At 64.8% G+C, this 24,758-nt stretch carries 18 protein-coding genes and 1 pseudogene; 12 read left to right on the top strand and 7 right to left on the bottom strand.

The genetic code is table 11. The features are described 5' to 3' along the window. Positions 1-85: 85 nt before the first annotated feature. The 6 genes and pseudogenes from ACQY4K_RS05795 to ACQY4K_RS05770 all read left to right on the top strand — a co-directional run. Positions 86-2,929 (top strand): annotated as a pseudogene (locus tag ACQY4K_RS05795) (bifunctional transaldolase/phosoglucose isomerase); the annotation flags it as partial. 36 nt (positions 2,930-2,965) lie between these two features. After that, positions 2,966-3,943 carry a phosphogluconate dehydrogenase (NAD(+)-dependent, decarboxylating) gene (gene gnd / locus ACQY4K_RS05790; RefSeq protein WP_428395985.1) on the top strand — a complete coding sequence of 326 codons (978 nt, stop codon included), beginning with the start codon at positions 2,966-2,968 and terminating at the stop codon, positions 3,941-3,943. 4 nt (positions 3,944-3,947) lie between these two features. Next, the gene (gene zwf, locus ACQY4K_RS05785) at positions 3,948-5,477 is read left to right on the top strand and encodes a glucose-6-phosphate dehydrogenase (RefSeq protein WP_428394236.1); all 1,530 of its coding nucleotides are present in this window, start codon (positions 3,948-3,950) and stop codon (positions 5,475-5,477) included. A 57-nt stretch (positions 5,478-5,534) separates the two neighbouring features. Beyond that, complete coding sequence (locus ACQY4K_RS05780; RefSeq protein WP_428394234.1) at positions 5,535-6,353, top strand: Cof-type HAD-IIB family hydrolase; 819 nt, start codon at positions 5,535-5,537, stop codon at positions 6,351-6,353. Next, positions 6,350-7,063 (top strand): 6-phosphogluconolactonase, encoded by a 714-nt coding sequence (pgl, locus tag ACQY4K_RS05775; protein WP_428394233.1) that lies wholly within the window; start codon positions 6,350-6,352, stop codon positions 7,061-7,063. The genes ACQY4K_RS05780 and pgl overlap by 4 nt, the downstream gene beginning before the upstream one ends. Before the next feature lie 42 nt (positions 7,064-7,105). Further along, positions 7,106-8,695, top strand: coding sequence for a GMC oxidoreductase (locus ACQY4K_RS05770; RefSeq protein ID WP_428394231.1), 1,590 nt, complete (start codon positions 7,106-7,108; stop codon positions 8,693-8,695). On the opposite strand, the gene ACQY4K_RS05765 is transcribed toward ACQY4K_RS05770, so the two are convergent. The 6 genes from ACQY4K_RS05765 to ACQY4K_RS05740 form a co-directional block, all read right to left on the bottom strand. Then, complete coding sequence (locus ACQY4K_RS05765) at positions 8,676-9,062, bottom strand: hypothetical protein (protein WP_428394229.1); 387 nt, start codon at positions 9,060-9,062, stop codon at positions 8,676-8,678. The genes ACQY4K_RS05770 and ACQY4K_RS05765 overlap by 20 nt on opposite strands. 42 nt (positions 9,063-9,104) lie before the next feature. Then, positions 9,105-9,989: a LysR family transcriptional regulator gene (locus ACQY4K_RS05760; protein WP_428394227.1), complete on the bottom strand. Its 885-nt coding sequence runs from the start codon at positions 9,987-9,989 to the stop codon at positions 9,105-9,107. A gap of 85 nt (positions 9,990-10,074) precedes the next feature. Next, the gene (locus tag ACQY4K_RS05755) at positions 10,075-10,899 is read right to left on the bottom strand and encodes an MIP/aquaporin family protein (protein WP_428394225.1); all 825 of its coding nucleotides are present in this window, start codon (positions 10,897-10,899) and stop codon (positions 10,075-10,077) included. Between the two features lie 19 nt (positions 10,900-10,918). Continuing rightward, on the bottom strand, positions 10,919-13,585 hold the full coding sequence (locus tag ACQY4K_RS05750) for an MGH1-like glycoside hydrolase domain-containing protein (RefSeq protein ID WP_428394223.1): 2,667 nt from the start codon (positions 13,583-13,585) through the stop codon (positions 10,919-10,921). Beyond that, a complete protein-coding gene (locus ACQY4K_RS05745; RefSeq protein WP_428394221.1) occupies positions 13,582-15,474 on the bottom strand; it encodes an amylo-alpha-1,6-glucosidase in 1,893 nt (630 codons plus the stop codon). Before ACQY4K_RS05745 ends, ACQY4K_RS05750 begins: the two co-directional genes overlap by 4 nt. A 339-nt stretch (positions 15,475-15,813) precedes the next feature. Further along, positions 15,814-16,035, bottom strand: a complete 222-nt coding sequence (locus ACQY4K_RS05740; protein WP_428394219.1) for a hypothetical protein — start codon at positions 16,033-16,035, stop codon at positions 15,814-15,816. A gap of 210 nt (positions 16,036-16,245) precedes the next feature. Between ACQY4K_RS05740 and ACQY4K_RS05735 the strand changes: the two genes are divergently transcribed. From ACQY4K_RS05735 to ACQY4K_RS05710, 6 genes are all read left to right on the top strand, one after another. Continuing rightward, the gene (locus tag ACQY4K_RS05735; protein ID WP_428394217.1) at positions 16,246-17,976 is read left to right on the top strand and encodes a cation:proton antiporter; all 1,731 of its coding nucleotides are present in this window, start codon (positions 16,246-16,248) and stop codon (positions 17,974-17,976) included. A 177-nt stretch (positions 17,977-18,153) separates the two neighbouring features. Next, the gene (locus tag ACQY4K_RS05730; RefSeq protein WP_428394215.1) at positions 18,154-18,810 is read left to right on the top strand and encodes a cytochrome b/b6 domain-containing protein; all 657 of its coding nucleotides are present in this window, start codon (positions 18,154-18,156) and stop codon (positions 18,808-18,810) included. Further along, positions 18,807-19,580 carry a molybdopterin-dependent oxidoreductase gene (locus tag ACQY4K_RS05725; RefSeq protein ID WP_428394213.1) on the top strand — a complete coding sequence of 258 codons (774 nt, stop codon included), beginning with the start codon at positions 18,807-18,809 and terminating at the stop codon, positions 19,578-19,580. Before ACQY4K_RS05730 ends, ACQY4K_RS05725 begins: the two co-directional genes overlap by 4 nt. Before the next feature lie 2 nt (positions 19,581-19,582). Beyond that, positions 19,583-20,074, top strand: a complete 492-nt coding sequence (locus ACQY4K_RS05720) for a hypothetical protein (RefSeq protein WP_428394211.1) — start codon at positions 19,583-19,585, stop codon at positions 20,072-20,074. A 298-nt stretch (positions 20,075-20,372) separates the two neighbouring features. Beyond that, on the top strand, positions 20,373-21,026 hold the full coding sequence (locus ACQY4K_RS05715) for a hypothetical protein (RefSeq protein ID WP_428394209.1): 654 nt from the start codon (positions 20,373-20,375) through the stop codon (positions 21,024-21,026). A 492-nt stretch (positions 21,027-21,518) separates the two neighbouring features. After that, on the top strand, positions 21,519-22,694 hold the full coding sequence (locus tag ACQY4K_RS05710; RefSeq protein WP_428394207.1) for a permease: 1,176 nt from the start codon (positions 21,519-21,521) through the stop codon (positions 22,692-22,694). A gap of 893 nt (positions 22,695-23,587) precedes the next feature. On the opposite strand, the gene ACQY4K_RS05705 is transcribed toward ACQY4K_RS05710, so the two are convergent. Beyond that, positions 23,588-24,526 carry an alpha/beta fold hydrolase gene (locus ACQY4K_RS05705; RefSeq protein WP_428394205.1) on the bottom strand — a complete coding sequence of 313 codons (939 nt, stop codon included), beginning with the start codon at positions 24,524-24,526 and terminating at the stop codon, positions 23,588-23,590. Positions 24,527-24,758 lie beyond the last annotated feature (232 nt).

Raw genomic sequence — 24,758 nt, 5'->3', positions numbered from 1 at the left:
GCTCTGTACTGCAGGCAGAAGACGACTGTCCTTTTGCCGGATACGTGAGTGCGCCACAACCTTTCTCAAGTCGGAGCAGACGACCATGGACATGCAGGCTGAAACGTCGAATCCCCTGAAGGCTCTCGAGCAGTTCGGCCAATCCCCATGGCTCGACTTCATCGAGCGGCAGTTCCTTGCCGAGGGCAAGCTGCAGAAGATGATCGAGCAGGACGGATTGAAGGGCATGACGTCCAACCCGTCCATTTTCGAGAAAGCGATGGGCCACGGCACCCATTACGATGCCGGTTTTGAGAAGCTCGCCGCCGAGGGCGACGTCGACGCGCAAACTCTCTACGAAAGCCTGGCGATCCAGGATATCCAGCACGCCGCCGACCTGCTGCGCCCGGTGTATGACCGAACCAACCGGGTGGACGGTTACGTCTCGCTCGAAGTCTCGCCCTATCTCGCGCTGCGCACGGACGAGACGATCGCCGAGGCGCGCCGGCTGTGGAAGCTGGTGGGCCGCCCGAATCTGATGGTCAAGGTGCCCGGCACCGAACAGGGCACGCTTGCGATCAGGACGCTGATCGGCGACGGCATGAACATCAACGTGACGCTGCTATTCAGCCAGCGGGCGTACAAGGACGTGGCGGAGGCGTTCGTTACGGGGCTGAAGAATCTCAGGTCCGCCGGTGGCGACGTGAGCCGCGTGGCCAGCGTCGCCTCGTTCTTCGTCAGCCGCATCGACACGCAGATCGACAAGCAGATCGATGAGCGCCTGAAGATCGGCGGCAGCGACGCCGAGACGCTGAAGCGACTGCGCAGCAAGGTGGCGATCGCCAACGCGAAGCTCGCCTACCAGCACTACCTCTCGCTGATCGGCAGCGATCGCTGGAAGGCTTTAGCCGCGGCGGGGGCTATGCCGCAGCGTCTGCTCTGGGCCAGCACCGGGGTGAAGGACAAGGCGTATCCCGATACGCTGTACGTGGAGGGGCTGATCGGCCGCGACACGGTGAACACCATGCCGCCGGCGACGATGGACGCCTATCGCGCGCACGGCCACGGCAGGGAGGCGCTAACCGTTGATGTCGAGGACGCAAAGGAGATCCTGAGCGCCGCGGAACGAATCGGCCTCGATCTTGATCGCGTCACACACGACCTGGTTGAGGATGGCGTCAAGCAGTTCGCCCGCGCGGCTGACGACCTTCTGGGCGCGGTGGCAGCCAAACGCCGCGCCATGCTCGGCGACGCGCTGGTCAGCGTCTCCTCCAAGCTGCCGGAGGCGATGGGCAAGGCTGTGGAGCAGAGCCTCGATGCCTGGCGCGAGGCCGGCAAGGTCCGCCAACTCTGGGCGCATGATGCGTCGTTGTGGACCGGCAAGGACGAGGGCAACTGGCTCGCCTGGCTCGACATCGTCGCCGACCGCACCGCCGACCTGAAGCAGCTGCAGGCATTCCAGGACGAGATAAAGCGGGCCGGGTTCACCGACGTGCTGCTGCTGGGCATGGGCGGCTCCTCCCTCGGGCCGGAGGTGCTGGCGGAGACGTTCCATCGCCGTGATGGATTTGCGACCTTGCACGTGCTGGACAGCACCGACCCGCAGCAGATTGCCGCCTTCGAGAAGAAGGTCACGTTGGCGTCGACGCTGGTGATCGTATCCAGCAAGTCCGGCGGCACGCTGGAGCCCAACATCCTCAAGGCGTATTTCTGGGACGCAATGAAGACAGTGGTCGGCGCCGACCAGGCGGGCGCGCATTTCGTTGCTATCACCGACCCCGGATCGCACATGCAGAGGGCGGCGGAGAACGACAAGTTCCGACGCATCTTCTATGGTGACCCCGCGATCGGCGGCCGCTACTCGGTGCTGTCGAATTTCGGCATGGTGCCAGCCGCGGCGATGGGTCTCGACCTTGCGCAATTCCTGCGCTCGGCGGCGCTGATGGTTCGGGCCTGCGCCGCGGGTACGCCGCCGTTGCAGAACCCCGGGATACTGCTCGGCACGGTGATCGGCGTGGGCGCCACCACCGGGCGGGACAAGGTCACGATCGTCTCCTCCCCCGGCATCGCCGACGTCGGCGCCTGGCTGGAGCAGCTGCTCGCGGAAAGCACCGGCAAGCAGGGTCGGGGAATCGTTCCGGTGGATAATGAGCCGCTGGCCTACGCCTCGTACTATGGCGATGACCGGGTGTTCGCCTATTTGCGGCTGAAGGACAGGCCGGACCCGGCGCAGGAGCAGGCGGTGGCGGCGCTGGAGCAGGCCGGCCAGCCGGTGGTGCGGGTGGAGCTCGCCAACACGATGCAGCTGGGCCAGGCGTTTTTCCTGTGGGAGTTCGCGACGGCGGTGGCGGGCGCGATCATTGGCATCAACGCATTCGACCAGCCAGACGTCGAGGCCAGCAAAATCGTCACCAAGAAGCTCACCGCGGCCTACACCGAAAGCGGCCGGCTGCCGGACGAGACGCCGTTCCTGACCGACGGCGCGATCCAGCTGTTCAGCGACGAGCGGAACGCGGCCGAGCTGCGCAAGGCGGGCAGCACGCTCGACGCGGTAATGAAGGCGCATCTGGCAAGGCTCGGAGCCGGCGACTATGCGGCGTTGATCGCCTACGTTCAGCGCACGCCGGAGCACGTCGCGTTGCTGCAGACGCTGCGCACGACCATCCGCGACGCAAAGCACGTCGCGACGGTGGCGGAGTTCGGGCCGCGCTTCCTGCAGTCCACCGGCCAGGCCTACAAGGGCGGCCCGAATAGCGGCGTGTTCACCCAAATCACGTCGCAGGACGCCGCTGACCTGCCGGTGCCGGGCGAGACATACAGCTTCAGCGTGGTGAAGGCGGCGCAGGCGCGGGGCGATTTCGACGTGCTGGCGGAGCGTGGCCGCCGGGCGTTGCGGGTGCACATCACCGGCGACCTCAAGGCTGGCCTGCAGACTCTCGCCGCCGCCATCACCGCCGCCGTTTTAACTATGGACAGGAGCAGAAGTATGAAGCTTGGGGTGATCGGCCTTGGCCGCATGGGCGGCAACATCAGCTTGCGGCTGATGAAGCACGGCCATGAATGCGTGGTGTTCGACAACAGCGACAAGGCCGTCGACGGCATCGTCAGCCAGGGGGCTGCAAAGTCGAACGGACTGGAGGACATGGTCCGCCAGCTCCCCTCGCGCAAGGTGGTGTGGGTCATGCTGCCGGCGGGGCGCATCACCGAGGAGACGGTGCAGGCGCTCGGCGGGATGTTGCAGAGGGGCGACATCATCATCGACGGCGGCAACACGATGTACAGGGACGACATCCGCCGGGCCAGGGCGCTGCGCGAAAAGGGCATCATGTATGTGGACGTCGGCACCTCGGGCGGTGTCTGGGGCCTGCAGCGCGGCTATTGCATGATGATCGGCGGCGAGGATGCGGCGGTGAAGTACATCGACCCGATCCTGTCGGCACTGGCGCCCGGCGAGGGCACGATCGACAAGACGCCGCATCGGGAGAGGCGCGACCCCAGGGCCGAGCAGGGCTACCTGCATTGCGGGCCGGCCGGTGCCGGCCACTTCGTCAAGATGGTGCATAACGGCATCGAATACGGCATCATGCAGGCCTACGCAGAAGGTTTCGATATCCTCAAGAACAAGAACAGCCACGAGCTCGCCGAGGATGAGCGGTTCGCGCTTGAGATGGGCGACATCGCCGAGGTGTGGCGGCGCGGCTCGGTGATCTCCTCCTGGCTGCTGGACCTCACGGCGCAGGCGCTGGCGGCCGACGAGACGCTGGAGAAGTTCAGCGGCGACGTGTCCGACAGCGGCGAAGGTCGCTGGACGATTGATGCGGCGGTCGAGGAGGCGGTGCCGGCGCCGGTGCTGGCGGCCTCGCTGTTCGCCCGCTTCCGCTCGCGCGAGCGGCACACCTACGGCGAGAAGATGCTGTCGGCCATGCGCCTCGGCTTCGGCGGCCACGTCGAGACACAGGCTTAGGGCGATGAGCGACACCGCCCGCACGGCGAGCAATTCCGAGGCGCTCGCCAAGACCGCCAAGCCGGCACCCGCCTGCACCATGGTCATCTTCGGCGCCAATGGCGACCTTACCAAGCGCCTGCTGATGCCGGCACTTTACAACCTGTCCGGTTCCAGGCTGCTGGACGACAGGTTCGAGATCGTGGGCGTCGACCGCGATGCCAGCACGGACGAGGCGTTCCAGGATCGTCAGCAGGCGATGATGGAGAGCTTCACCCCGGCGGCGGCCGGCGAGTTCGCCGAGAAGTCGCTCAACATGGACTGGTGGGGCCGGCTGCACTACATGCAGGGAGACTTTACCAAGGAAGACACCTTTGTTGCGCTGACCGAGCGGCTGAAGGACCGCAACGCGGTGTTCTATCTGGCCGTCGCCGACCGTTTCTTCAGCGGCATCGTCGACATGCTGCACCAGGCCAGGCTGACCGATCAGAAGGACGGCAGCTTCCGCCGCGTGGTGATCGAGAAGCCGTTCGGCCACGACCTGCAATCGGCCAAGGCGCTGAACGCCGACATCCTGTCCAAGCTCGACGAGAGCCAACTCTACCGGATCGATCATTTCCTGGGCAAGGAAACGGTGCAGAACATCATGTCGCTGCGCTTTTCCAACGGCATGTTCGAGCCGCTCTGGAATCGCGACCACATCGACAGCGTGCAGATCACCGCCGCCGAGACGGTGGGGGTGGAAAAGCGTGGCAAGTTCTACGAGGTGACCGGCGCGCTGCGTGACATGGTGCCCAACCACATGTTCCAGCTCCTGGCGATGACCACGATGGAGCCGCCGAATTCCTTCGACGCCGACGCGGTGCGTACCGAGAAGGCCAAGGTGATCGACGCGATCCAACCGATGACGCCGGCCGAAGTGGAAGCAGATGTGGTGCGCGGCCAGTACACGGCCGGGACGATGACGAGCGGCGACGCTATCGCCTACACCGATGAGCCGGATGTGGCGGCGGACTCCAAGGTCGAGACATTCATCGCGCTCAAGCTCGCCATCAACAACTGGCGCTGGGCCGGCGTGCCGTTCTATCTGCGCACCGGCAAGCACATGTCGGCCCGCACCACGGAGATCGTCATCACCTTCAAGCAGGCGCCGACGGTGATGTTCCGTGACACCAGCGTCGATCGCATGCCGGCGAACATCATGGTGCTGCACCTGCAGCCGCATGAGGGGATCGCGGTGCATTTCAACGCTAAGCGTCCTGGCCAGATCGTGGAGTTGAACGACGTACGAATGGATTTTCGCTACGATGATTTCTTCGCGCTGAAGCCCTCCACCGGCTACGAGACGCTGATCTACGACGTGCTGATCGGCGACCCGACGCTGTTCAACCGCGCCGACAACATCGAGGCGGGATGGAAGGGTGTGCAGCCGATCCTGGACGCGGTGGCGAACGGCGGCGACATTATCCACACCTATGCCGCCGGCACTGATGGGCCGGAAGCCGCCGCCGCGCTGTTGTCGCGCGACGGGCGGCACTGGAAGCCGCTGCAATGATCAGGCTCGTCGTCCGGGACATCAACACCTCCTCCAACGCTGCTTAGGAAACGCGGAATGTCCCGTCGCCGACCCGATAAGATCGCACTGTTCCTCGCCGACGTGGACGGCACGCTGGTCACCAAGGACAAGGTGCTGACCGAGCGTGCGCGGAAATCCGTACGCGCCATGGCGACAAAGGGCATCCGCTTTGCCATCACCAGCGGCCGGCCACCGAAAGGCATGAAAATGCTGTTCGAGCCGCTACGGATCACCACGCCGATCGCCGGCTTCAACGGCGGGCTCTTCGTCCGGTCTGACCTCAACATCATCGAGAGCCACACGCTCGACCCCGACGCAGCGACGCGGACAATCGCGCTGATCGAGCAGGCGGGGCTGGACGTCTGGGTCTATAGCGGCGACGACTGGCTTTTGCGCGACATCGATGCGCCGCACCGCGAGCGGGAGGAGCGCACGGTGCAATTCCCGCCCAAGGTCGTGCGGGCGTTCACCGACGCGCACCTCAAGAGCGCGGTGAAGATCGTCGGCGTCAGCGAGGACCTGGACAAGGTGGCCGACTGCGAGCGGACGGTGCAGGCGGCATTGGGCAACGCCGCCTCGGCCGCGCGCTCGCAGCCTTACTATCTCGACGTCACGCACCCAAACGCCAACAAGGGCAGTGTGGTCGCGTACCTGTCACGCACGCTGGGCATCGATCCCGGGCAGATCGCCACCATCGGTGACCAGCCCAACGACGTGCTGATGTTCAAGCCGAGCGGCTTTTCCATCGCCATGGGCAATGCCAGCGAGGCCGTGCAGGGGGAGGCCGATGCGGTGACGGATAGTTACGAGAACGAAGGATTCGCCAAAGCAGTCGAGAGGTTCATCCTGCCATGAACGGCGAGATCGTCGTCCTGCAGGACGGCAAGGCCATCGCCCGGCACGTGGCGGAATGGCTGCTGGAGGAGGCTTTGGCCAAGCAGGGCAGCTTCGTGTTGGGCCTGTCCGGCGGCTCGACACCCAAGGCGTTGTATGGGTTGCTTGCGTCCGACGGGTTCCGCGATCGCTTTCCCTGGGATCGTACCCACCTGTTCTTTGGCGACGAACGCTTCGTGCCGCACGATCATCCCGACAGCAACTACCGCATGGCACGGCAGGCGATGATCGCCCACGTGCCGATCCCCGCCGCCCAGGTGCATCCCTGGCGGACCGACGGTGATCCGGAGCACGCGGCGCTGCGGTACGCCGACACGCTGAAGCGCTTCTACGGCAGCGACACGCTCGATGCGTCGCGTCCGCTGTTCGACGTGCAGCTCCTCGGGTTGGGCGAGGACGGCCACACCGCCTCCCTGTTCCCCGGCGTGGCCGCGCTGGGGGAGTGCCGCGCCTGGACCGCGGCGGTGGTTGGCGCCAAGCCGGAGCCGCGGCTGACACTTACCTACCCGGCGCTGAACAGCAGCCGCGTGGTGGCCTTTCTGGTGTCGGGCGAGGGCAAGCGGGACATCCTGGCGCGGGCGATGGTGGGCGACGAGGCGCTGCCCGCGGTGTACGTCGTGCCGGTCGGCGAGCGCCGGCTGTTCATAGACCGGGCCGCCGCATTACGATGACCGCTCGTTCCTCAACGCCAACCTTCATCGAAAGGCCGAGCCATGGGCGCGGTATCAGCCGACCACTACGACGTCATCGTCATCGGTTCGGGCCCCGGCGGCGGAACGATGGTCCATGCGCTGGCGGCGACCGGCAAGCGGATCCTGCTGCTCGAACGTGGCGATTATCTCCGGCGCGAACAGGCCAACTGGGACAGCCAGGAGGTCTTCATCAAGGCGCGCTACCAGGCCGACGAGACCTGGTACAGCTCCGACGGCAAGACCTTCAAGCCCGGCCTGCACTACTTCGTCGGCGGCAACAGCAAGGTCTATGGCGCCGTTCTGTTCCGCCTGCGCGAGGCCGATTTCCACGGCGTGCGCCACCCGGATGGAGTGGCGCCCGAATGGCCGGTCAAATACGACGAGTTCGAGCCCTATTATCAGGCGGCCGAGGACCTCTTCCAGGTCCGTGGTATCCGCGGCGAAGACCCGACCGAGCCGCCCGCGTCCAAGGCCTACCCGTTCCCGCCGGTCCGCCACGAGCCGCGCATCCAGGAACTCGCGGACGGCCTGATGCGCGAGGGGCTGCACCCCTTCCACCTTCCGGTGGGGGCGCTGCTCGACCAGGACGAGAATGGTGCGGCACTTCCCCATTCGGCCTGCATCCGCTGCAATCGGTTCGACGGCTTTCCGTGTCTCGTGAACGGCAAGGCCGACGCGCAGATCATCACGGTCGACCCCACCTTGCGCGCGCACGACAACGTCGTGCTGCTCACGCGCGCTTTTGTCGACAAGCTTCTGACCAATGCGTCCGGCACCGCGGTGACGGGCGTGTCGGTCATCAGGGATGGCGCCGTGCGCGAATTCAGCGCCGATCTCGTCGTTGTGGCCTGCGGCGCGCTGTCCTCCGCCCTGCTCCTGCTGCGCTCCGCGAACGACGCTCATCCGAACGGACTTGCCAACCGGTCGGATCAGGTCGGCCGCAACTATATGCGCCACAACAACGCGGTGGTGATGGCGATCTCGAAGACCCCGAACCCGACGCAATTCCAGAAGACACTCGGCATCAATGACTTTTATTTCGGAGCGGACGACTGGGAGTATCCGCTCGGACACATCCAGATGGTCGGCAAGTCGGACGGAGAGCAGGTGCATGGCGAGGGGCTGCCGAAATGGCTGCAATGGTTCCCGGAGAAGCCGTTCGATTGGCTCGCCCGGCACTCCATCGATTTCTGGCTCACCTCCGAGGACCTGCCGAAGCCGTTCAACCGGGTTTTCTACAAGGACGGCAGGGTGCATCTCGATCTGACCGAGACCAACGTCGAGGGACACCGACGGCTCAAGCACAAGCTGGAGATGATCTGCAACATGGCGGGAATTTACCCCCAACTCATCGATCGCGGCCTCTACCTTGGCCAGGACACCCCGATCGGCGGCACCGCGCACCAGTCGGGCACACTGCGTTTCGGTGACGACCCGCAAACGAGCGTGCTCGATCGTGACTGCCGGGCGCATGGCCTCGACAACCTCTACGTGACCGACGCAAGCTTCTTCCCATCGATCGGCGCGGTAAACCCGACACTGACCATCATCGCCAACGCGCTTCGCGTCGCCGAACGGATCAGGGAGCGGCTCAACGGCGTAACGCCTTGAGTTCCCGCCGGCAGGCCCGGGCAAAACCGGTAAGCTGCATGCCGGTATCTCCGGCCATGCCCGCGCCCGCTCGAGCGGCGTCGTTCTCGAGCCCGGAGATGATCTGCTGGGCGAGTGCCACGACATCGTCGCTGGCGACCAGCAGGATGCGCATGTAAACGGCGCGTATGGCGACGAAATCGGCGGCGCCATTGCCGCCTGTCGACATGACCAGGCGTATCGCCTCGTCGAGAAATCTCCCGTACAGCTCCTCCCGCTTCTCCCTTTGCTCGGCCGCGCGCTCGGCACGGAACTGCTGCGTGCGGGTCAGCCAACTGGAGGCGAAGGTCGTTGCCCCGCCGATGATCGTTCCGGTCAATGCCGACATCGTCGACATCATCGCTGGTTCCATTGCCGGTCTGCCGCTCGCTCAGATGTCTGGACCCGGCACCCAGCGGTAGCGCTGGACGGCTTGAACGAAGGCATCAACCGGCGGCGAATGCCGCCGGCCGGCAACCGTCACCAGACATACCTCGCGACTAACGCTTGGGAGGACCACCGGAACGCCGATCACACCCGGGACCGCGTTGGAGAACTCGGGGAGAAAGCAGATGCCGAGTCCGGCGGCGACCATTGTCAGGATCCAGTCCTCCCGCTCGCTCCGGTAGGAATGGATGAGCCGGACGTTCTGGTTTCGGCACATCGTGTCGAGGACGTCATGGAACTCACAGTTGATCCGCAGGAGATAGGACTCGCCATCGAGAGAGGCGACCGGCACGCTTTCCTGGCGGGCGAAGCGATGCCCGGCGGAGCAGGCGATAACGAAGCGTTCGTCGTAGATTGGTGTGGCGCGCATCTCGGGAGCGAAGCCCCGAGGGGCGGCCATGATCGCGACGTCGATCGCGCCTTCGAGGAGCATCGCGCATAGCTGGTCGGGGACGCCTTCGAGCAGGCTCAGCTCAACGCCGGGGTGATCGGCATGAAAGCTGCCAAGGAAGCTCGCGAAAAGCGCCGGCCCGATGGTACACATCACGCCCACCGAGAGGGCGGCACGCTCGAGCCTTATGAAGCGTGTAGCGAGTTTCTCGACCTGCCCGCTACGCGAGACGATCTCGCGCAGGTGGGGCTCGATGAGTTGGCCGAGCGCCGTCAGGTGCGTGTTGTTGCGCTCGCGCGAAAAGAGCAGGCCGCCGAGCTCTTGTTCCATCTTGTGAATTGCACGGGTCAGGGCGGGCTGACTGATGTTGCAGGTCTCGGCCGCCTTGGTGAAGTTCAGCGTCTGGCTGAGCGCGATGAAGTAGCGGATCTCGTTCAATTGCATGGCTTGATATACAGGAGTGTCGCCAGACTCGGCCAAGCTCGGCCAGACCGGATCCCTCCCGCCAACTCCGGACAGGCGTTCACGAAGGTGAAGAACCCCCTGTGGCGAGATCGCTGCACCCGGGCTCGTAGCCGCAATGGATGCAGCGTTGGTGTGGGCTGCCCTGCACCTTGGCGCAACGGGTGCAGGGCAGGTTCGGCACGCTTCGATTGACCAAAGCGGCGGCGAGCATGCCGGCCGGCGGTGCCAGAACATATATCCAGAAGCCATTCCAGGCGCCCGCCGGAAGCGCTGAGGCAAGACTGCGCGCGGGGTTCATGCTGAACCCGGAAAGCGGCGCCTCCACGCAGATGAAAAGGAAAACCAGAAAGGCCGCGAAGACACCCACGAACGGCTTGAGCGCCGAGATGCCGCCGGCGACCAGCACGGTGCTCATCAGGAGAAAGGCCACAGCAAATTCGCCTGCCAGTGCTGCCAACGTACCGTCGGCGCCCGGCCGAGTGACAATCCAGAAGACCGGCGGGTCGCGCAGCGCGGCGCCGGCAATCAGGGCCGCGGCGGCGATGCCGATCAGGGCGCCCACGGCCTGGGCCGCGATGTAGCAGGCGGCGTCCGCACGGCGCATCCGGCCGAGGGCAAGGAAGGTTAGCGTGACCGCGGGATTGTAGTGCGCGCCGGAGCGCTTTCCCCACGGCGAGTAGGTCATGGCGAGCACGGTGGCGGCAACCAGCGCGGCCTCGAGCATGCGCTGGTGCAGCGGGCTGATGGCATCGAGCCGCGTGGTGACGATGGCGGTCGCCAGCGCCGCGACAAACACGATCGCCGCCAAACCTGCCGCTTCGATGCCATATTCTGGCAGGTGCGAGACGAGGTCAGAGCGGAGCGGACGAATCGACCCGGTCAACTGCGCGTTCATGAGGGCGCTAATCGCAGTTGCGGCAGATGCGCTGCCATACGCCGCCAGGTCCGGAGAGCAGAAGTGCCACGCACGCGGTCCAGCCGGTCTGATGCGAGGCGCCGAGACCCCTGCCGTCATCACCGTGGAAATATTCGTGAAACAGCAGGTGATCGCGGAAATGCGGATCGGACTGCAGCAGCGCGCAATTGCCCCAGACCGGGCGGCGTCCCTGGGCGTCGCGCAGGAAGGTCTGGCCGAGGCGGGCAGCGAGGCGGTCGGCAATTGTGCCAAGGGTCAGATGCTGGCCTGAGCCGGTCGGATACTCGACCAGGAAATCGTCACCATAATAGCGCTGGAACTCGTGCAGGCTGTCGATGAGCAGGAAGTTGACCGGCATCCAGATCGGACCCCGCCAGTTGGAGTTGCCACCGAAGGCGGTGGACAAGCCTTCGCCCGGCTCGTAGCCGACGGTCAGGCGGGCGCCGTCGAGATCGAGCGCGAAAGGGTGATCGCGATGACGTTGGGAGAGGGCGCGTACGCCGAACGGCGAGAGGAACTCCGCCGGGTCGAGCATGCGCGCGAGCAGGCGTTTCATCCGGTGGCCGCGCAGCAGCGACAGCAGGCGGCGGTCGCCCACGCCCGGCACCGACCAGCGTGAGATCAGCGCCGCGAGTTCCGGGCGTTTCCGCAGGACCGCAAGCAGCCCCGCTCGGAACTCTGGGAGCCGGTCGATCGCGGCCCCGTCGATCACCTCGACGGCGAACAGCGGAATCAGGCCGACGATCGTCTGCAACCTGAGCGGGATGCCGCCACGGCCCGGCAGACGAAGCACATCGTAGAAGAATGCGTCCTCGTCGTTCCACAGGCCGATGCCGCCGGTGGTCGTCATCGCCTCGGCGATGAGCAGGAAATGCTCGAAGAATTTGAGCGCCATTCCCTCATAGACCGCATCGGCCACGGCGAGTTCGAGCGCGATCCGCATCAGGTTGAGCGCGAACATCGCCATCCAGGCGGTGCCGTCCGACTGGTCGATGACGCTGCCACCCGGCAGCGTCGCGGAACGGTCGAAGACGGAGATGTTGTCCAGGCCGAGGAAGCCGCCGCCAAAGACGTTGCGCCCGTCGGCATCCTTGCGATTGACCCACCAGGTGAAGTTGAGCGACAGCCGATGGAAGCAGCGCTCCAGGAAGGCGCGATCCGGCTGGCCGCTCATCGTCCGGTCCATCTGGAAGATGCGCAGCGCCGCCCAGGCCTGCACCGGCGGATTGACGTCACCGAATGCCCATTCGTACGCGGGAAGCTGCCCATTCGGGTGCGCGTAGCGGTCGCCGGTCAGCAGCAGAAGCTGCTGCTTGGCGAAGTCCGGGTCGATCGGGGCGAAGGCGACGCAGTGAAACGCCAGATCCCAGGCGGCGAACCAGGGATACTCCCAGGTATCGGGCATCGAGAGCACGTCGGCCGCGTCGAGATGGCGCCATCCGGCGTTGCGGCCCTCGCCCGGGCGGGACGGCGGCGGCTGTCCCGGATCGCCTTGCAGCCAGCGTCGGACGTCGTAGAGATAGGCCTGCTTTGACCAGAGCAGGCCGGCGAAGGCCTGGCGCTGCACCAGCCTGGCGTCCGTGTCGGTCATGCCCGCCTGCAGCGCGTCGTAGAACGCGTCGGCCTCGGCGCGTCGCGACGCGAGCACACCGTCGAACGCGGCGAAGCCGGGTGCCGCATCCGACGGGCGGAAGCGGGCGCGCAGGGTCGCGGATCCCTGTCCAGGCACGTGCATCACCTGGTGCGAAGCGCACTTGGTGCCGATACTGTTTTGGCGGAGACCATCATCGCGGCCGAGCACGACGGCGTCGTTGATGCCGTCCTTGGCCGAGGCCGTTGCAGGCAGGCCATACAGCCGCGCGAAGTTGGTCTCGTTCTCGCAGACCAGCCATGCCGCATTGCCCTCCACCTCGAAGCTGCGCGACTCCAGCGCATGATGCTCGGCGATCACGACACCGTCGCGGACGCGCAGAGACGGTCGCCGGGCATCCGGCCCTTTCGGTTCCCAGGACCAGTCGTTGCGTGCCCAGAGCTGCGGCAGCACGTGCAGCGTGGCCGCGTCCGGTCCGCGATTATGCACGGTGATCGACAGCAGCAGGTCGTCGGGCGAGGCCTTGGCCCACTCGACGACGACGTCGAAATAGCGGCCCTCGTCAAAAATCCCGGTGTCGATCAGCTCGAACTCGCGCTCCGCGGTCGAGCGCGCGCGGTTTTCGCGAACCAGCCTCTCGTACGGGAAGGCGGCGTGCGGGTATTTGTAGAGCATCCGCATGTAGGCGTGGCTCGGGACGCCGTCGAGGAAGTAGTAGAGCTCCTTGACGTCCTCGCCGTGATTGCCCTCGCTGTTGGTCAGGCCGAACAGCCGCTCCTTGAGGATCGGGTCGTGGCCGTTCCATAGAGCGAGCGAGAGGCACCAGGACAGCCGGTCGTCGGCGAACCCGGCCAGACCATCCTCGCCCCATCGATAGGCGCGGCTTCGCGCGTGATCGTGCGGCAGATAGTCCCACGCGGTGCCGCCGGGGCTGTAATCCTCGCGCACCGTGCCCCATTGGCGTTCGCTGAGATAGGGCCCCCAGCGGCGCCAGGGCGCGCCCTCGCGCGCGTCGAGCAGCCGCTGGCCCTCGGTGGTGGTGAAGATCGCATCCAGGCTCATGCTGGCTCTCCGGCTTGGGCCTCGCCGCCGAGCATGGTCTCGATGCGGATCAGCTCGCCCAGCGACCAGGCCTGGAACGGACAGCCGCCCGGGCGGTGCGGCGCATCGCCGTCGGCCACTTCCGAGACATGGCCGAGGCCGGCGGTGTCGAGATGCGCGCGCAATGGGGCGAGGAAGCGCGCACGGGCTTCGGCGCGTGCCTCGGGCCCGCTGCCGTGCACGGCGAGCCAGGCCGCCACGAACGGGCCGAGCAGCCACGGCCATACGGTACCCTGGTGGTAGACGCCATCGCGCTCGGCGGGGCCGCCGGCGTAGCGGGGACGGTAGTCCGGATCCGACGGGCTGAGTGTGCGCAAGCCGAGCGGGGTCAGTAGATCGCGCTCGGCGAGGGCAACGATTCCAGCGCGCAGCGCGGGGGTGACCACCTCGAAGGGCAGGCCGCCGGCGGCGAGCACCTGGTTCGGCCGGACCCGTCGGTCCCTCCCGCCCTGCACGTCCGGACTGTCCAGCACGTCGATCAGGCCGCCAGTCTCGGGGTCTGGAAAGGCGGCGAGGAAGCTCGCCTGGGCGCGATCGGCAAGCGCCTGCCAGCGGTCGCCGCCAGCCCAGGCACCGGCCACCCGGAGCGCGATGATCCAGAGCGCCTGCACCTCGACCGGCTTGCCGGCGCGCGGGGTGACGACGTGCTCGCCGACCCGCGCATCCATCCAGGTGAGCTGCACGCCTGGCACGCCGGCGCGGAGCAGCCCATCGCGCGCATCGAGCGCGATGCCGTAGCGGGTGCCGGACGCGTAGCCTTCCAGCACCGCAACGACGGCCGCGCGCAGCCTTGCCGCCTGATCTGCCCCGGCGCCATCGGCGGCGAGCAGCTCGTGCACGGCGACGACGAACCAGAGCGAGGCGTCGACCGCGTTATATTCGGGCTCTGCGCCGGCGTCGGGAAATCGGTTGGGAAGCATGCCCGCGCTGACATGGCCGCTCCAGGCGAGCAGCACGTCGGCCGCCTCGCGCAAGCGCCCGGGGACAATGAGCAGGCCACGAATGGATACGAAGGTGTCGCGGCCCCAGTCGGTGAACCAGGGAAAGCCGGCGAGCAGGGTGCGACCCTGCCCGCGGGCGGCGACATAGGCGTCGGCGGCGACATCGCGCGCAGGGCGGCTCCTGCGCGTGCGCTCGGCCGCCTCGAGCCCGTCGAGCCGGCCGTTGCCGGGCGCCCCGGCGCGGAAGACAAGCGTGGCCTCGTGGACGGAGTGCCAGGTGAACAGGCCGGGGCTGGCGAGGTCTTCGCCGTCGTCGAGCCCGCGCTCGCGTTCCTGGGCGTAGGAAAACCCGCGATACCATACGGGCTCATCGGTCCAGGCGAAGTCGCCGCGCGCCGAAATCTGCGGGACGCCATCATAAGGCTGCCAAATGCGGCCTGTCGGGGTCGCGACCGAGCCGAAGGCGAAGGCAGCGTTCTGGTGATGCAGCGCATGATAGTCGCGGCCGGAGAAGAGCGGCCGCACGGCGAGATCGACCGGCCGGTCAGCGGTCCAGCGAAGCACCGTCTCGGCCTCGTCGCGGGCGCAGAAGAGGGTGAAGGTGATCGCGGTGCCGCCCGGCAGCACGAACGACCAGGATGGAAAGGGTGCTGCCTGGAAGTCGCGCAGATGCGTCCGGCCGTCGGGAAACACCGTTCCGTCGGCGTAGGCCTGACTGGTCAGCGCGTTTCGCCCCGCCGACGTTTCGACCCAGGCCTCGATCCCATTGACGAGAACGATGCGGCCAGTCGGCGGCGTCGCCGCTGCCAGCAACAGGGCATGATAGCGACGCGTGCGCAACAGGCCGACGGTGCCGGAGGCAAAGCCGCCTCGCCCGTCCGCCTCCAGCCATTCCGCGCTGAGATCCATCTCGGCTCCGTCTCCAGGTTCGACGCCCTCCGTTCGGGGAACTCTCCCGGTGCGTGCGGAGGTGTTCCACGACGGCGTCGCTTCGATATCTCTCGACTTCATCGGGTGCTGCAATGCCGCGCGGGATCGGTCGTGACAAGACTGCGTCGGCATCAATTCCGCCGCAGGTGCAATCATCGAGACGATGCACACAAGGTATTGGCCAGTCGGCGCGTGGTTTGCAAACAGTGCCGACGCTTCGCCAAACCTTGTCGCCCCGACCTTGTCGCGAAGCCTTCGGACGGGCACGCCGTTCGGACCGCAACCGAGAAGACGGAGATGTTCTACCCTTCCGATGCTTCAACGGCTCAAAAGGACCAGCGGATGGATCTCCGCGATTTCCATCTCTTCGCCGGCGTTCTCGGGACCAAAGGTCATGGTGATGACCGCAAACCCGGCAGCCGGGCTGTCGGCGCGGGACCCTTTCGGCGGCAACGCGGCGGAACTCGGCCCCTTCAGGAAGACGCTCCACAAGGAAAACCGATTCTTGCCCGAGATTTTTTCGCGCGGCAGAAACCTCATCGCGTGTCGAAACGTAACCGCGGTCGTCCTCGATGTTCCGAACGAGATCGCGCCCGGACTTCCCGTATTTCGGAGCGCCCTACAGCGCGGCGGAGCAGGTGGACGTCGCTCCGTCGAGACCGACGCCTCACCCGGCATAGGAGTCCGGCCGGCCATGGCCAATCACCACGAGGTTGACGGCGCGAGCCCGCAAAACGCGGAGGTGCGGCGATGACGGACATTCTCGCCGCACTCCTTCCGGTCATCGTGCTGCTGGCTCTCGGTGTCGGTGCTGCGATCGCCAGCCGGATGTGTCGCCTCAGCCCGATCGTCGGATATCTCCTGCTCGGGGTCGGCTTCAAGGCGGCCGGGATCAATCTCGTTGCCAACAGCGGCACGGTCGCCCTGCTGGCCGATCTCGGCGTGGTCTTCCTGTTGTTCGACATCGGATTGCATTTCTCGCTTGGCCGTATCCGCCATCAGGCAGGCGACATCTTCGGCTTCGGTCCGCTGCAAGTCCTGTTCGGCACCGTGCTGCTTGGCGGGCTCGGATGGGTGGCGGGGCTTGCGCCGATACCGGCGATGCTGCTCGGCGCGGTGCTGGCGCTGAGCTCGACTGCGGTCGTGGCACCGGTGCTCGCCGAGCGTCACCAGCAGAACTGTCCGGTAGGCTTGACCGCGACCGCGATCCTGATCTTTCAGGACGTGGCCGCGATCATTCTGCTGATCGTGGCCGGTGCGCTTGGTGCGGGCGCGCGCGGCGCAGGCGGGGGCGGCGCAGGCGGGGGCGAGTTGGGCGCCCTGCTGCCGCTCGCCGGCCTCGCGCTGCTCAAGGCTGGCCTCTCGTTTGCGGTCGCCGTCGCTCTTGCGCGCTTCGTCGTCCGTCCGCTGTTCGCCGTCATCGCCCGGCAGCGGCAGGAGGAAGTCTTCACCGCGACCGCGCTGCTGATCGCGCTCGCCGCCGGCTGGGCGACGGGACACATCGGCCTGTCGCTGACGCTCGGCGCCTTTCTCGGCGGCGTCACGGTCGCGGAGACGCCATACCGCGCGGTAGTGCAATCGGAGATAAATCCGTTCCGCGGCCTGCTACTAGGCTTCTTCTTCATCTCGGTTGGGATGTCGCTTGATGTCGGGGTCCTGGTTCAGGACTGGCCCCTGGTGATCGCGATGGCGGCGGTGATCGTGAGTGCGAAAATCCTGTCGAATGCCGCGGCCAGCCTGGTGTTCCGCTGGTCCGTTCCGGGCTCTCTGCAACTCGGCTTCCTGTTATCACAAGGCTCGGAGTTCGCTTTCGTGGTGTTCAGCCTGCCGGCGATGCGGCTGCTGATCGGGGCGGCCTGGGTCTCGATCGCAGCCGCTGCCGTGGCGCTGACTCTCGCTTTGACCCCGGGCTTGGCGAGCGCCGGACGGATCGTCGCCGGCCAGCTCCGACGTCGCGCCGGCCGCGTACGCACGTGGGAGCTGCAGATGCGCGAACTGCAGCCGCCGGTTATGATCATCGGCATGGGCCGAGTGGGGAGGGCGCTTGCCGATGCACTGCACGCATTTGACATCGAATACAGCGCTGTCGAACGCGATCCGCGTCGGCTGAGCCAGGCCGTGGCGGACGGATACAGCGCCGTATTCGGCGACATGGCCGATCCACGACTATGGGAACCAGTCGCCATGCATGGGCGGCGGATCAGCGCGCTCACCGCTGCCTCATACGAAACAATGAGAGATCTCGCCCCGATTATCCGCAAGCGCTACCCCGAGCTGCTGCGATACGTTGTGGTCGCGAGCGGGACCGAGGCTGCGCGCTTCCACGCGCTCGGCGTGCACGCGGTCATCGGTAAGGACACGCCGGATCTCCACCTGGCGGCTGAGGTGCTGGGCGCGCTCGGCGTCGCGCAACCTGAGGTCACAACGTGGTTGGAAGGCCAGCGCAAACGCGCGACCGGCGCGGCATTGGTCCTCACCTGATGGCAGGACCGCACGAATGCTTTGCCGCCGACCTGACGGCTGACTAGGCCGTGACCACCCTATTGAGCGTCTCGCCAAACGATGGTTCGGTTGCTGCAGCCACACAGCGGAACGGAGAGCCTTGATGTTGCCCACTTGGTCCAACCACTCACCCGGCATCGTGCTTGGGCGGGCTTCATGCGCACGCGTGATGCCATGAGCGCGGCGGTTCGCAACACAGCCCGCCGGCTGCATCCGCTGCCGATCCGAATCATGCACTGGATCAACGCGCTCGCGATGATCGTGATGATCACGTCTGGCTGGGGGATTTACGACGACGACGTGATCATCCGGGGCTTCTCGTTTCCCGGCTGGCTTCGGCTCGGAGAGTGGGCGGCGCCAAGCCTGAACTATCATTTCGCCGGGATGTGGCTGCTGGCCCTGAACGGCCTCGCCTATCTCACCTACGGCGTGGTCACCGGGCGGTTCCGCGAGCGCCTGCTGCCGATCCGGCTACGCGACCTCGTCGAGACCGTGCGCGACACGCTGCATCTGCGTATCGCGCACGAGGATCTGACCGTCTACAATGCGGTGCAGAAGGTGCTTTACTTCGTTGTCATCGCCGCCGGCGTTTCGCAGGTGGTAACGGGCCTGGCGATCTGGAAGCCGGTGCAGCTCTCCCCGCTGATCTCGCTGCTCGGCGGCTTCCAATCGGCGCGCGTCATCCACTTCATCGGCATGACGGTGATCGTCGGCTTCCTGCTGGTCCATGTGTTGCTGTCGCTGCTGGTGCCACGCACGCTCTGGGCGATGCTCGCGGGCGGCCCGCGGCTCAAGCCATCGAGGACGCCATGAGATCGCCCTTCCGACCCGACACGCTTCCCGACGACGCCGTGCTCGACGACCATCGAAAGCTGATCGGCGGCCTCGAGCGCCGCGGTCTGCTGCGCCACGGCCTGTCGCTCGGCGCGCTGGCGATGCTGACCGGCTGCGACGTGCACCGGCCCGATTCCGTGCAATCGGCGCTGCTCGCCATCAGGCACTTCAATGACGGCGTGCAGGCCTGGCTGTTCAACCCGAAGCAGCTGGCAGCAACCTACCCGGCGTCGCGCGTCCTGAAGCCACCCAAGTTCAACGCCTACTACGACGTCACCAAGGTCAAGCCGGTGAATGGTGCTGACTGGCGCCTCGAACTCGGCGGGCTGATCACCGACCGCAGACCTTGGACGGTCGGCGAGATTGCGGCACTGCCGCCGACCACGCTGATCATCAAGCATATCTGCGTCGAAGGCTGGAGCTATATCGGCCAATGGTCGGGGGTGCGTCTCGGCACCTTTTTGCGGCGCATCGGCGCAGACACCAAGGCCAAATACGTCGCCTTCCACACCGCCGACGACTACCCGAGCAGCATTGACATGGCGACCGCGCTGCATCCGCAGACGATCCTCGCGGTCCGCTACGCCGGTGAGACGATTACCGATCCATTCGGCTATCCGCTGCGTCTGCGTATGGCGACCAAGCTCGGCTACAAGAATCCGAAATGGATCACCGCAATGGAAGTAACCAACACCTATCCTGGAGGCTACTGGGAATCACGCGGATTCTCGTGGTTTGGAGGCATCTAGTGATGGCGCGCGCTGTGGCCAGGAGAGCAGGGCTCGTCCTGGCAGGCGTGATCCTGGCTGGCGTGATCCTGGGCGGCGTCGGGACGGCGTCGGCGCAGAGCCCGATGCCGGGAGGCATGCCGCCTCCGCCCGGCATGAGTCTCGCCCGCTCGGCCGCCATGCGATTCCCGCAGCCGGTTCGGGTGGGTGACCTACTGCACCGGGACGTTCTGCAGCCCGTCGAGAGCCAGGACGTCCTCGGCACCGTCAAGAGCGTCGTGCGCGACACGAGCGGCCGGATCGACCTGGTTGTCGATTACGGCGGCTTTCTCGGGTTCGGCGCCCGGCTGATCGCAGTGCCGATCGATGCCACGGTCCTGCTCGGCGAGGACATGGAGATCGTTGCCTATAGCCGCAGCCAACTGAACCGCTTCCCAACCTTTTCGGATGTCGGGACCAATCCGGTATCGCCCAATACGATCATACGCGTCGGGCTCGCCAAGCCGTCGCACTGATCTGGAGGACAAGCAGACCTCAGCAGCCTTCATTCATTATTGTTGGAGATGTCCTCATACGACCAGCCCGACCAATTTCCCTATGGGCACTGCCGGCGACTACGTGCATTTCGGAGAGGTCGATCATACGCCATTTCCGTTCTCCAGCTTTCGGCACCGGCGATGCGGGTTCGCACGGGCGGATGTGGCCCAGGGTTTCATCTAAAGGCTTTCATATCGGCCTTAAACCTACGCGCGCGCAACGTATCTTGTGACGTCCAAGCTATTGCTATTAACTTAACCACTCGGAGGTCTAGACATGTCCAATCCTGTTAGCGACACGTTTGATTTTCTGATCGGCCACACGGGCGACTACGACCGCTTCGGTCCAGAAAAGTACGTTTCGGTTGCCTTCTATCTCCTAATTCTTGCAGCGGGCCTCTATATCGCTCGCCTGAACTGGGTCGAAGATCCGGGTCAGAGGAGCGTCAAACATCTGTCGATCATGGCGATGCGTGTGCTGGCGGCTGGTATGTGGTTCCAGGGAACGATTTGGAAGCTTCCGCTTCCGGTATCAGCGGGATTCCGTTTCTGGCTCGGCCTGGAGGGAAAGTACAGCGCGATTCCGCTGCATGCAGCTCTTGTGCGAGACGTTCTAGTCCCCCAAATCGGCTTGCTGCAAACCCCTGTCTATCTGCTTGAGATCTGGTTTACCGTCTCACTCACGCTTGGCATAGCAGTCCGTCTGACCGGTGTGATCGCGGTCCTGTTTACGCTCCAGCTCTGGATCGGCCTGTACAATGATCCCAGTGAGTGGCCCTGGACCTATATGGCGATCGTCTTCGGACACGGCATGTTCGCAACCGCGGAGGCGGGGCGCAGTCTCGGATTCGACAACCTAGTTCGGCTGCGCGCCCAGGCCTTTGTTCGTGGGCAAGGCTTGCTCTCGACGGTCTATCGGCTCGCCTCCTGAGCGCGCCACCGATCGGGAGCAGAGGGCACACCCGCAATTGGATGCCTTGTCGTGGCGGAGAGCATGCAAAGCCCTGGAGGCGTGCCTGGTGGGGTATCCTGACGCTTTGCGTCAAGGAGGGCGGAAATGACGGCGAGGCCGGTCTGGCGACTGAAGCTGGTCTCCGAGTTGGCGTGAGGCGCGGCGGCCGAGGTCGAAGTCGCGCTGATCGAGCACAATGATCCGTGAACTGCCTAGACGATTTGGTTCGTGCTGGACTGATCAAATCAGCAAGTCAGACCGCTCCCGATCGGCGCCGATCAAAGCCTCGCCGGGAACAGACTTGTTGCGGCGAGTCAAAGGGTTATTGCCAAGTCGGGGTCGGGCACCAGTTCGGCGCCGCTCCACATGTGCACGCAGGTAAACCATGGGGGCATGAAGATGGGCCCTGATCAGAAAAGCACAGAGCCACTGCTATCCGACCGGCAGCATTGACAAAGGTAAATCGAAGCCATGCAGCAATTCATCTTCAAAACAGGCGACGCCCTGCTGACGTCGGCCGGCATGGCCTGGGATGTTGGTTGGAGCCTGGCACTTGGCTTTATCCTGTCCGGAGTCATTCAGGCCGTGGTGTCGCAGGAGCGCATGCGTGAGGCATTCGGTCGCGATGGTATCCGTGAAATTGCCCTTGCAACCGCATTTGGTGCCTCGAGTTCAAGTTGCTCCTACGCGTCCGCCGCGGTCAGCCGGACCTTGTTCAAGCGCGGCGCGGCTCTCGTACCATCCCTGGCCTTCTTGTTTTCGTCCACCAATCTGGTGATCGAGCTTGGAATCATCCTGTATCTGCTTCTTGGCTGGCAGTTCACGGCCGCCGAGTGGCTTGGCGGCGTCGTCCTGGTGGCGATCATGGCCGTGCTGGTTCGGGTTACCTACCCGACCAAGCTGATTGAGGAGGCGCGTCACTTCACGGAAGAGGGCTCCGGTCACGAGCACGCCGCCATGCCGCTGGAAGGGTCCACGATTTGGCAGAAGCTGCGTAACCCGCAACTGCCGGTTCAGGTTGCGCAGGCCTTCGTCATGGATGTGTCCATGCTTTGGAAGGATCTCGTGGTCGGCTTTCTCATCGCCGGCTTTCTGAGCGTGTTTGTTCCCAGCAGCTGGTGGTCGGCTATCTCTCTTAAGGGAAGTTCGCCCTGGCTTGCGGTTCCGGCGAACGCCGTGATCGGACCGATCGTGGCTGTGCTGAGTTTCGTCTGCTCGATTGGTAATGTGCCGCTTGCCGCGGTGCTCTGGTCTTCCGGCATCTCCTTCGGCGGTGTCCTGGCCTTCCTCTATGCCGACCTAATCGTGCTGCCGTTGCTCGACGCCTACCGCCGTTACTATGGCTGGCGCATGGCGGCCTACATCGGAACCGTTTTTTTTGTGACAATGGTTCTTTCCGGCCTGCTTATGGACGTCGTGTTCACGGCGCTTGGTCTCGTGCCGTCCGCAAACAACAACATCCGGACTGAAGTAACACATTTCAGCCTGAACTACACCTTCTGGCTGAACCTTATTTTTGGCGGTCTTACTGTCGCCTTGATCACAGTGGCCCGGCGTCATCCAATGCAACACGGCCATGCACACATGCATCATGACGAACATGAAGATCACAATGATGCAAGCCGCGCAAACGAGGGACAGTCATGATTGCCTTGGATGCTTGTCGGTCGCCTGACGCTTATGCCTACGGTGGCCTCCAAGTACAGTGTATCTAACCAGCCGGCTTTCAACGTCGCGCTTGCGGTTCAGCCGGTAAGTATTAGGTCTACCATGCATCTCACCGATTTGGCAGCACTTGCTGCCCAGAGAAATGCTCTACTTCGCCACCCAGCCTACGTCTACTATGTCTGCATCTTTGGTTCCCCGACGTTTTCCACCGGGTTCAAGCACCACCTGCCGACCCGGCTCGGGGATGTCCTGGTGTGACGCCACCACCCGGCATCTCGATCCTGTCACCCCTTCAGCCACCACTGCTGAGGACCCCCCACTTCCGTGCAGCACGACAACCGCCATCGGTCCCGCGAGTTCGCCGGCTTACTCAAGACGCTCGACGCCGCCTACCCTGAAGGCGCCGCGACCATGCTGGTCCTCGACAGTCATCACTCCGCATTTTTAGAGCGGCCAAGCCATGGACCGAAAGCCAATCGAAGGGCCGCTTCGCATTCGTGTTCACGCTCGAACACGGCTCAAGGCTTAATCTCCTCAAGGGTTTCTTCTCCAAGATGCCACGTTCCACACTCAGTGATATCTGCGTCGCGCCCAAAGCCGGACTCGAATCTAGGATTCCCGCCTATTTCGACGACCTCCAATCGACGTGCCAAGGACGATTAGAAAAGATGCCTTACCTACCGCCGCTATGGCAGTAGACTCGGAGCGGGGCGTAACCTTCAGCTTACCTGACATCATGAACCCTCTGCCGGGTCGGAGCTGCTGGACCGCCGCCAAGCTGTTCGGTCCCTAAGCATGGTGGCAGCATTGCGTTCCCGATCTGAACGCTGCCGTTGACGCGATGCCATATGCGATGCGCGCGGCCCGGGCCCTCATCCGGAATGCTTGGCCATGAACTGGAGGATCAAGTCGGCAATCTCGTCCGTCTTTTCGTCCAGTGCGAAGTGCCCGGCGGCGAGCAGGTGGATTTCCGCATCCGGAAGATCTTGCCTGAAGGCTTCGGCACCTGGCGCGATGAAGGAAGTGTCGTGCTCGCCCCAGACCACGAGGGTTGGGGGCTGATGGTCTCGGAGCCAGGCCTGCCATCTCGGGTAGGACGCGACGTTGGTCCGGTAGTCGTAGAGTAGGTCCCCTTGGATCGCCCGCTGACCGGGTCGCGACAGAGCCGCATACTCGTCGATCCAACTATCCGGATCATGGTGGTCCAGATGGGAAGTGCCGGCGACGTGGCGCTCCTTGGTGGCATAAAGCGAAAGGAAAGCGTTAAGCACCTCGGGATGGGCCTTCGGATCGGCCCAGAATTCGGCGATCTTGGTCCATTTCGCTCCCAGACCTACCCTATAGATGTTACCGTTTTGAATAATGAGCGCATGCAGTCGGTCGGGACGCGTCAGAATGATACGAAATCCGATCGGTGCGCCGTAATCGTGCAGGTATAGCGTATAGTCCCTGATCTTCAGCTTTTCGAGAAAGTCACCTATCGTTCGGGCGAGAAGATCGAACGTGTAGGAATACTTTGCCGGCGACGGTGCGTCGCTAAGACCGAAGCCGGGATAGTCCGGAGCGATTAGATGGTATTTCGTCGCGAGCAAGGGGATGAGCGTGTCGAACTCGCGCGAAGACGACGGGAAGCCATGCAGAAGTACTATGACCGGAGCGTTCTCAGGGCCGGCTTCCCGGTAGAAAATCCCGACACCGTCAGCCCGCACGCGATGATAAGTCGTTGAGGCGTTGGTCGAAGGGATAGGCGCGGCTTGTGCCGAGCCTAAAGAAAGGGTGGTGGCAAGAACGTAGTTCGATAGCCGGTTCACGAGGAGATCCCTCTTGATTTGAGAAGGTAATGTCCCCCCTCAGACGAGTCGTTAAGGTCACGCACGAGGGGGAGATGGGCTCCAGGTCGATCAGGCGACCGACCACCACCATCAGCGAGACCGACAGGTGGTCGCTGCTAGACGCGGCCAAATGTCCGCCTGCGGAGCGGTCGCGGAGGCAGACCGGTCGGCGGCCGTTTCCAGCGCTGTCAGGACTATGCGCGAGGTCGTC

The organism is Lichenicoccus sp. (genome assembly GCF_965276875.1).
Lineage (GTDB): Bacteria > Pseudomonadota > Alphaproteobacteria > Acetobacterales > Acetobacteraceae > Lichenicoccus.
This window is presented reverse-complemented; position numbering and strand designations above follow the sequence as displayed.

Bases quoted from the DNA above. Each gene is read 5' to 3' on its own strand.
- ACQY4K_RS05710 (WP_428394207.1), top strand. From the start codon at position 21,519: ATGCAGCAATTCATCTTCAAAACAGGCGACGCCCTGCTGACGTCGGCC.
- ACQY4K_RS05740 (WP_428394219.1), bottom strand. From the start codon at position 16,035: ATGAGGTTTCTGCCGCGCGAAAAAATCTCGGGCAAGAATCGGTTTTCC.
- ACQY4K_RS05720 (WP_428394211.1), top strand. From the start codon at position 19,583: ATGGCGCGCGCTGTGGCCAGGAGAGCAGGGCTCGTCCTGGCAGGCGTG.
- ACQY4K_RS05745 (WP_428394221.1), bottom strand. From the start codon at position 15,474: ATGGATCTCAGCGCGGAATGGCTGGAGGCGGACGGGCGAGGCGGCTTT.
- ACQY4K_RS05715 (WP_428394209.1), top strand. From the start codon at position 20,373: ATGTCCAATCCTGTTAGCGACACGTTTGATTTTCTGATCGGCCACACG.
- ACQY4K_RS05725 (WP_428394213.1), top strand. From the start codon at position 18,807: ATGAGATCGCCCTTCCGACCCGACACGCTTCCCGACGACGCCGTGCTC.
- gnd (WP_428395985.1), top strand. From the start codon at position 2,966: ATGAAGCTTGGGGTGATCGGCCTTGGCCGCATGGGCGGCAACATCAGC.
- pgl (WP_428394233.1), top strand. From the start codon at position 6,350: ATGAACGGCGAGATCGTCGTCCTGCAGGACGGCAAGGCCATCGCCCGG.
- ACQY4K_RS05780 (WP_428394234.1), top strand. From the start codon at position 5,535: ATGTCCCGTCGCCGACCCGATAAGATCGCACTGTTCCTCGCCGACGTG.
- ACQY4K_RS05765 (WP_428394229.1), bottom strand. From the start codon at position 9,062: ATGTCGGCATTGACCGGAACGATCATCGGCGGGGCAACGACCTTCGCC.
- ACQY4K_RS05750 (WP_428394223.1), bottom strand. From the start codon at position 13,585: ATGAGCCTGGATGCGATCTTCACCACCACCGAGGGCCAGCGGCTGCTC.
- zwf (WP_428394236.1), top strand. From the start codon at position 3,948: ATGAGCGACACCGCCCGCACGGCGAGCAATTCCGAGGCGCTCGCCAAG.
- ACQY4K_RS05730 (WP_428394215.1), top strand. From the start codon at position 18,154: ATGCGCACGCGTGATGCCATGAGCGCGGCGGTTCGCAACACAGCCCGC.
- ACQY4K_RS05770 (WP_428394231.1), top strand. From the start codon at position 7,106: ATGGGCGCGGTATCAGCCGACCACTACGACGTCATCGTCATCGGTTCG.
- ACQY4K_RS05735 (WP_428394217.1), top strand. From the start codon at position 16,246: ATGACGGACATTCTCGCCGCACTCCTTCCGGTCATCGTGCTGCTGGCT.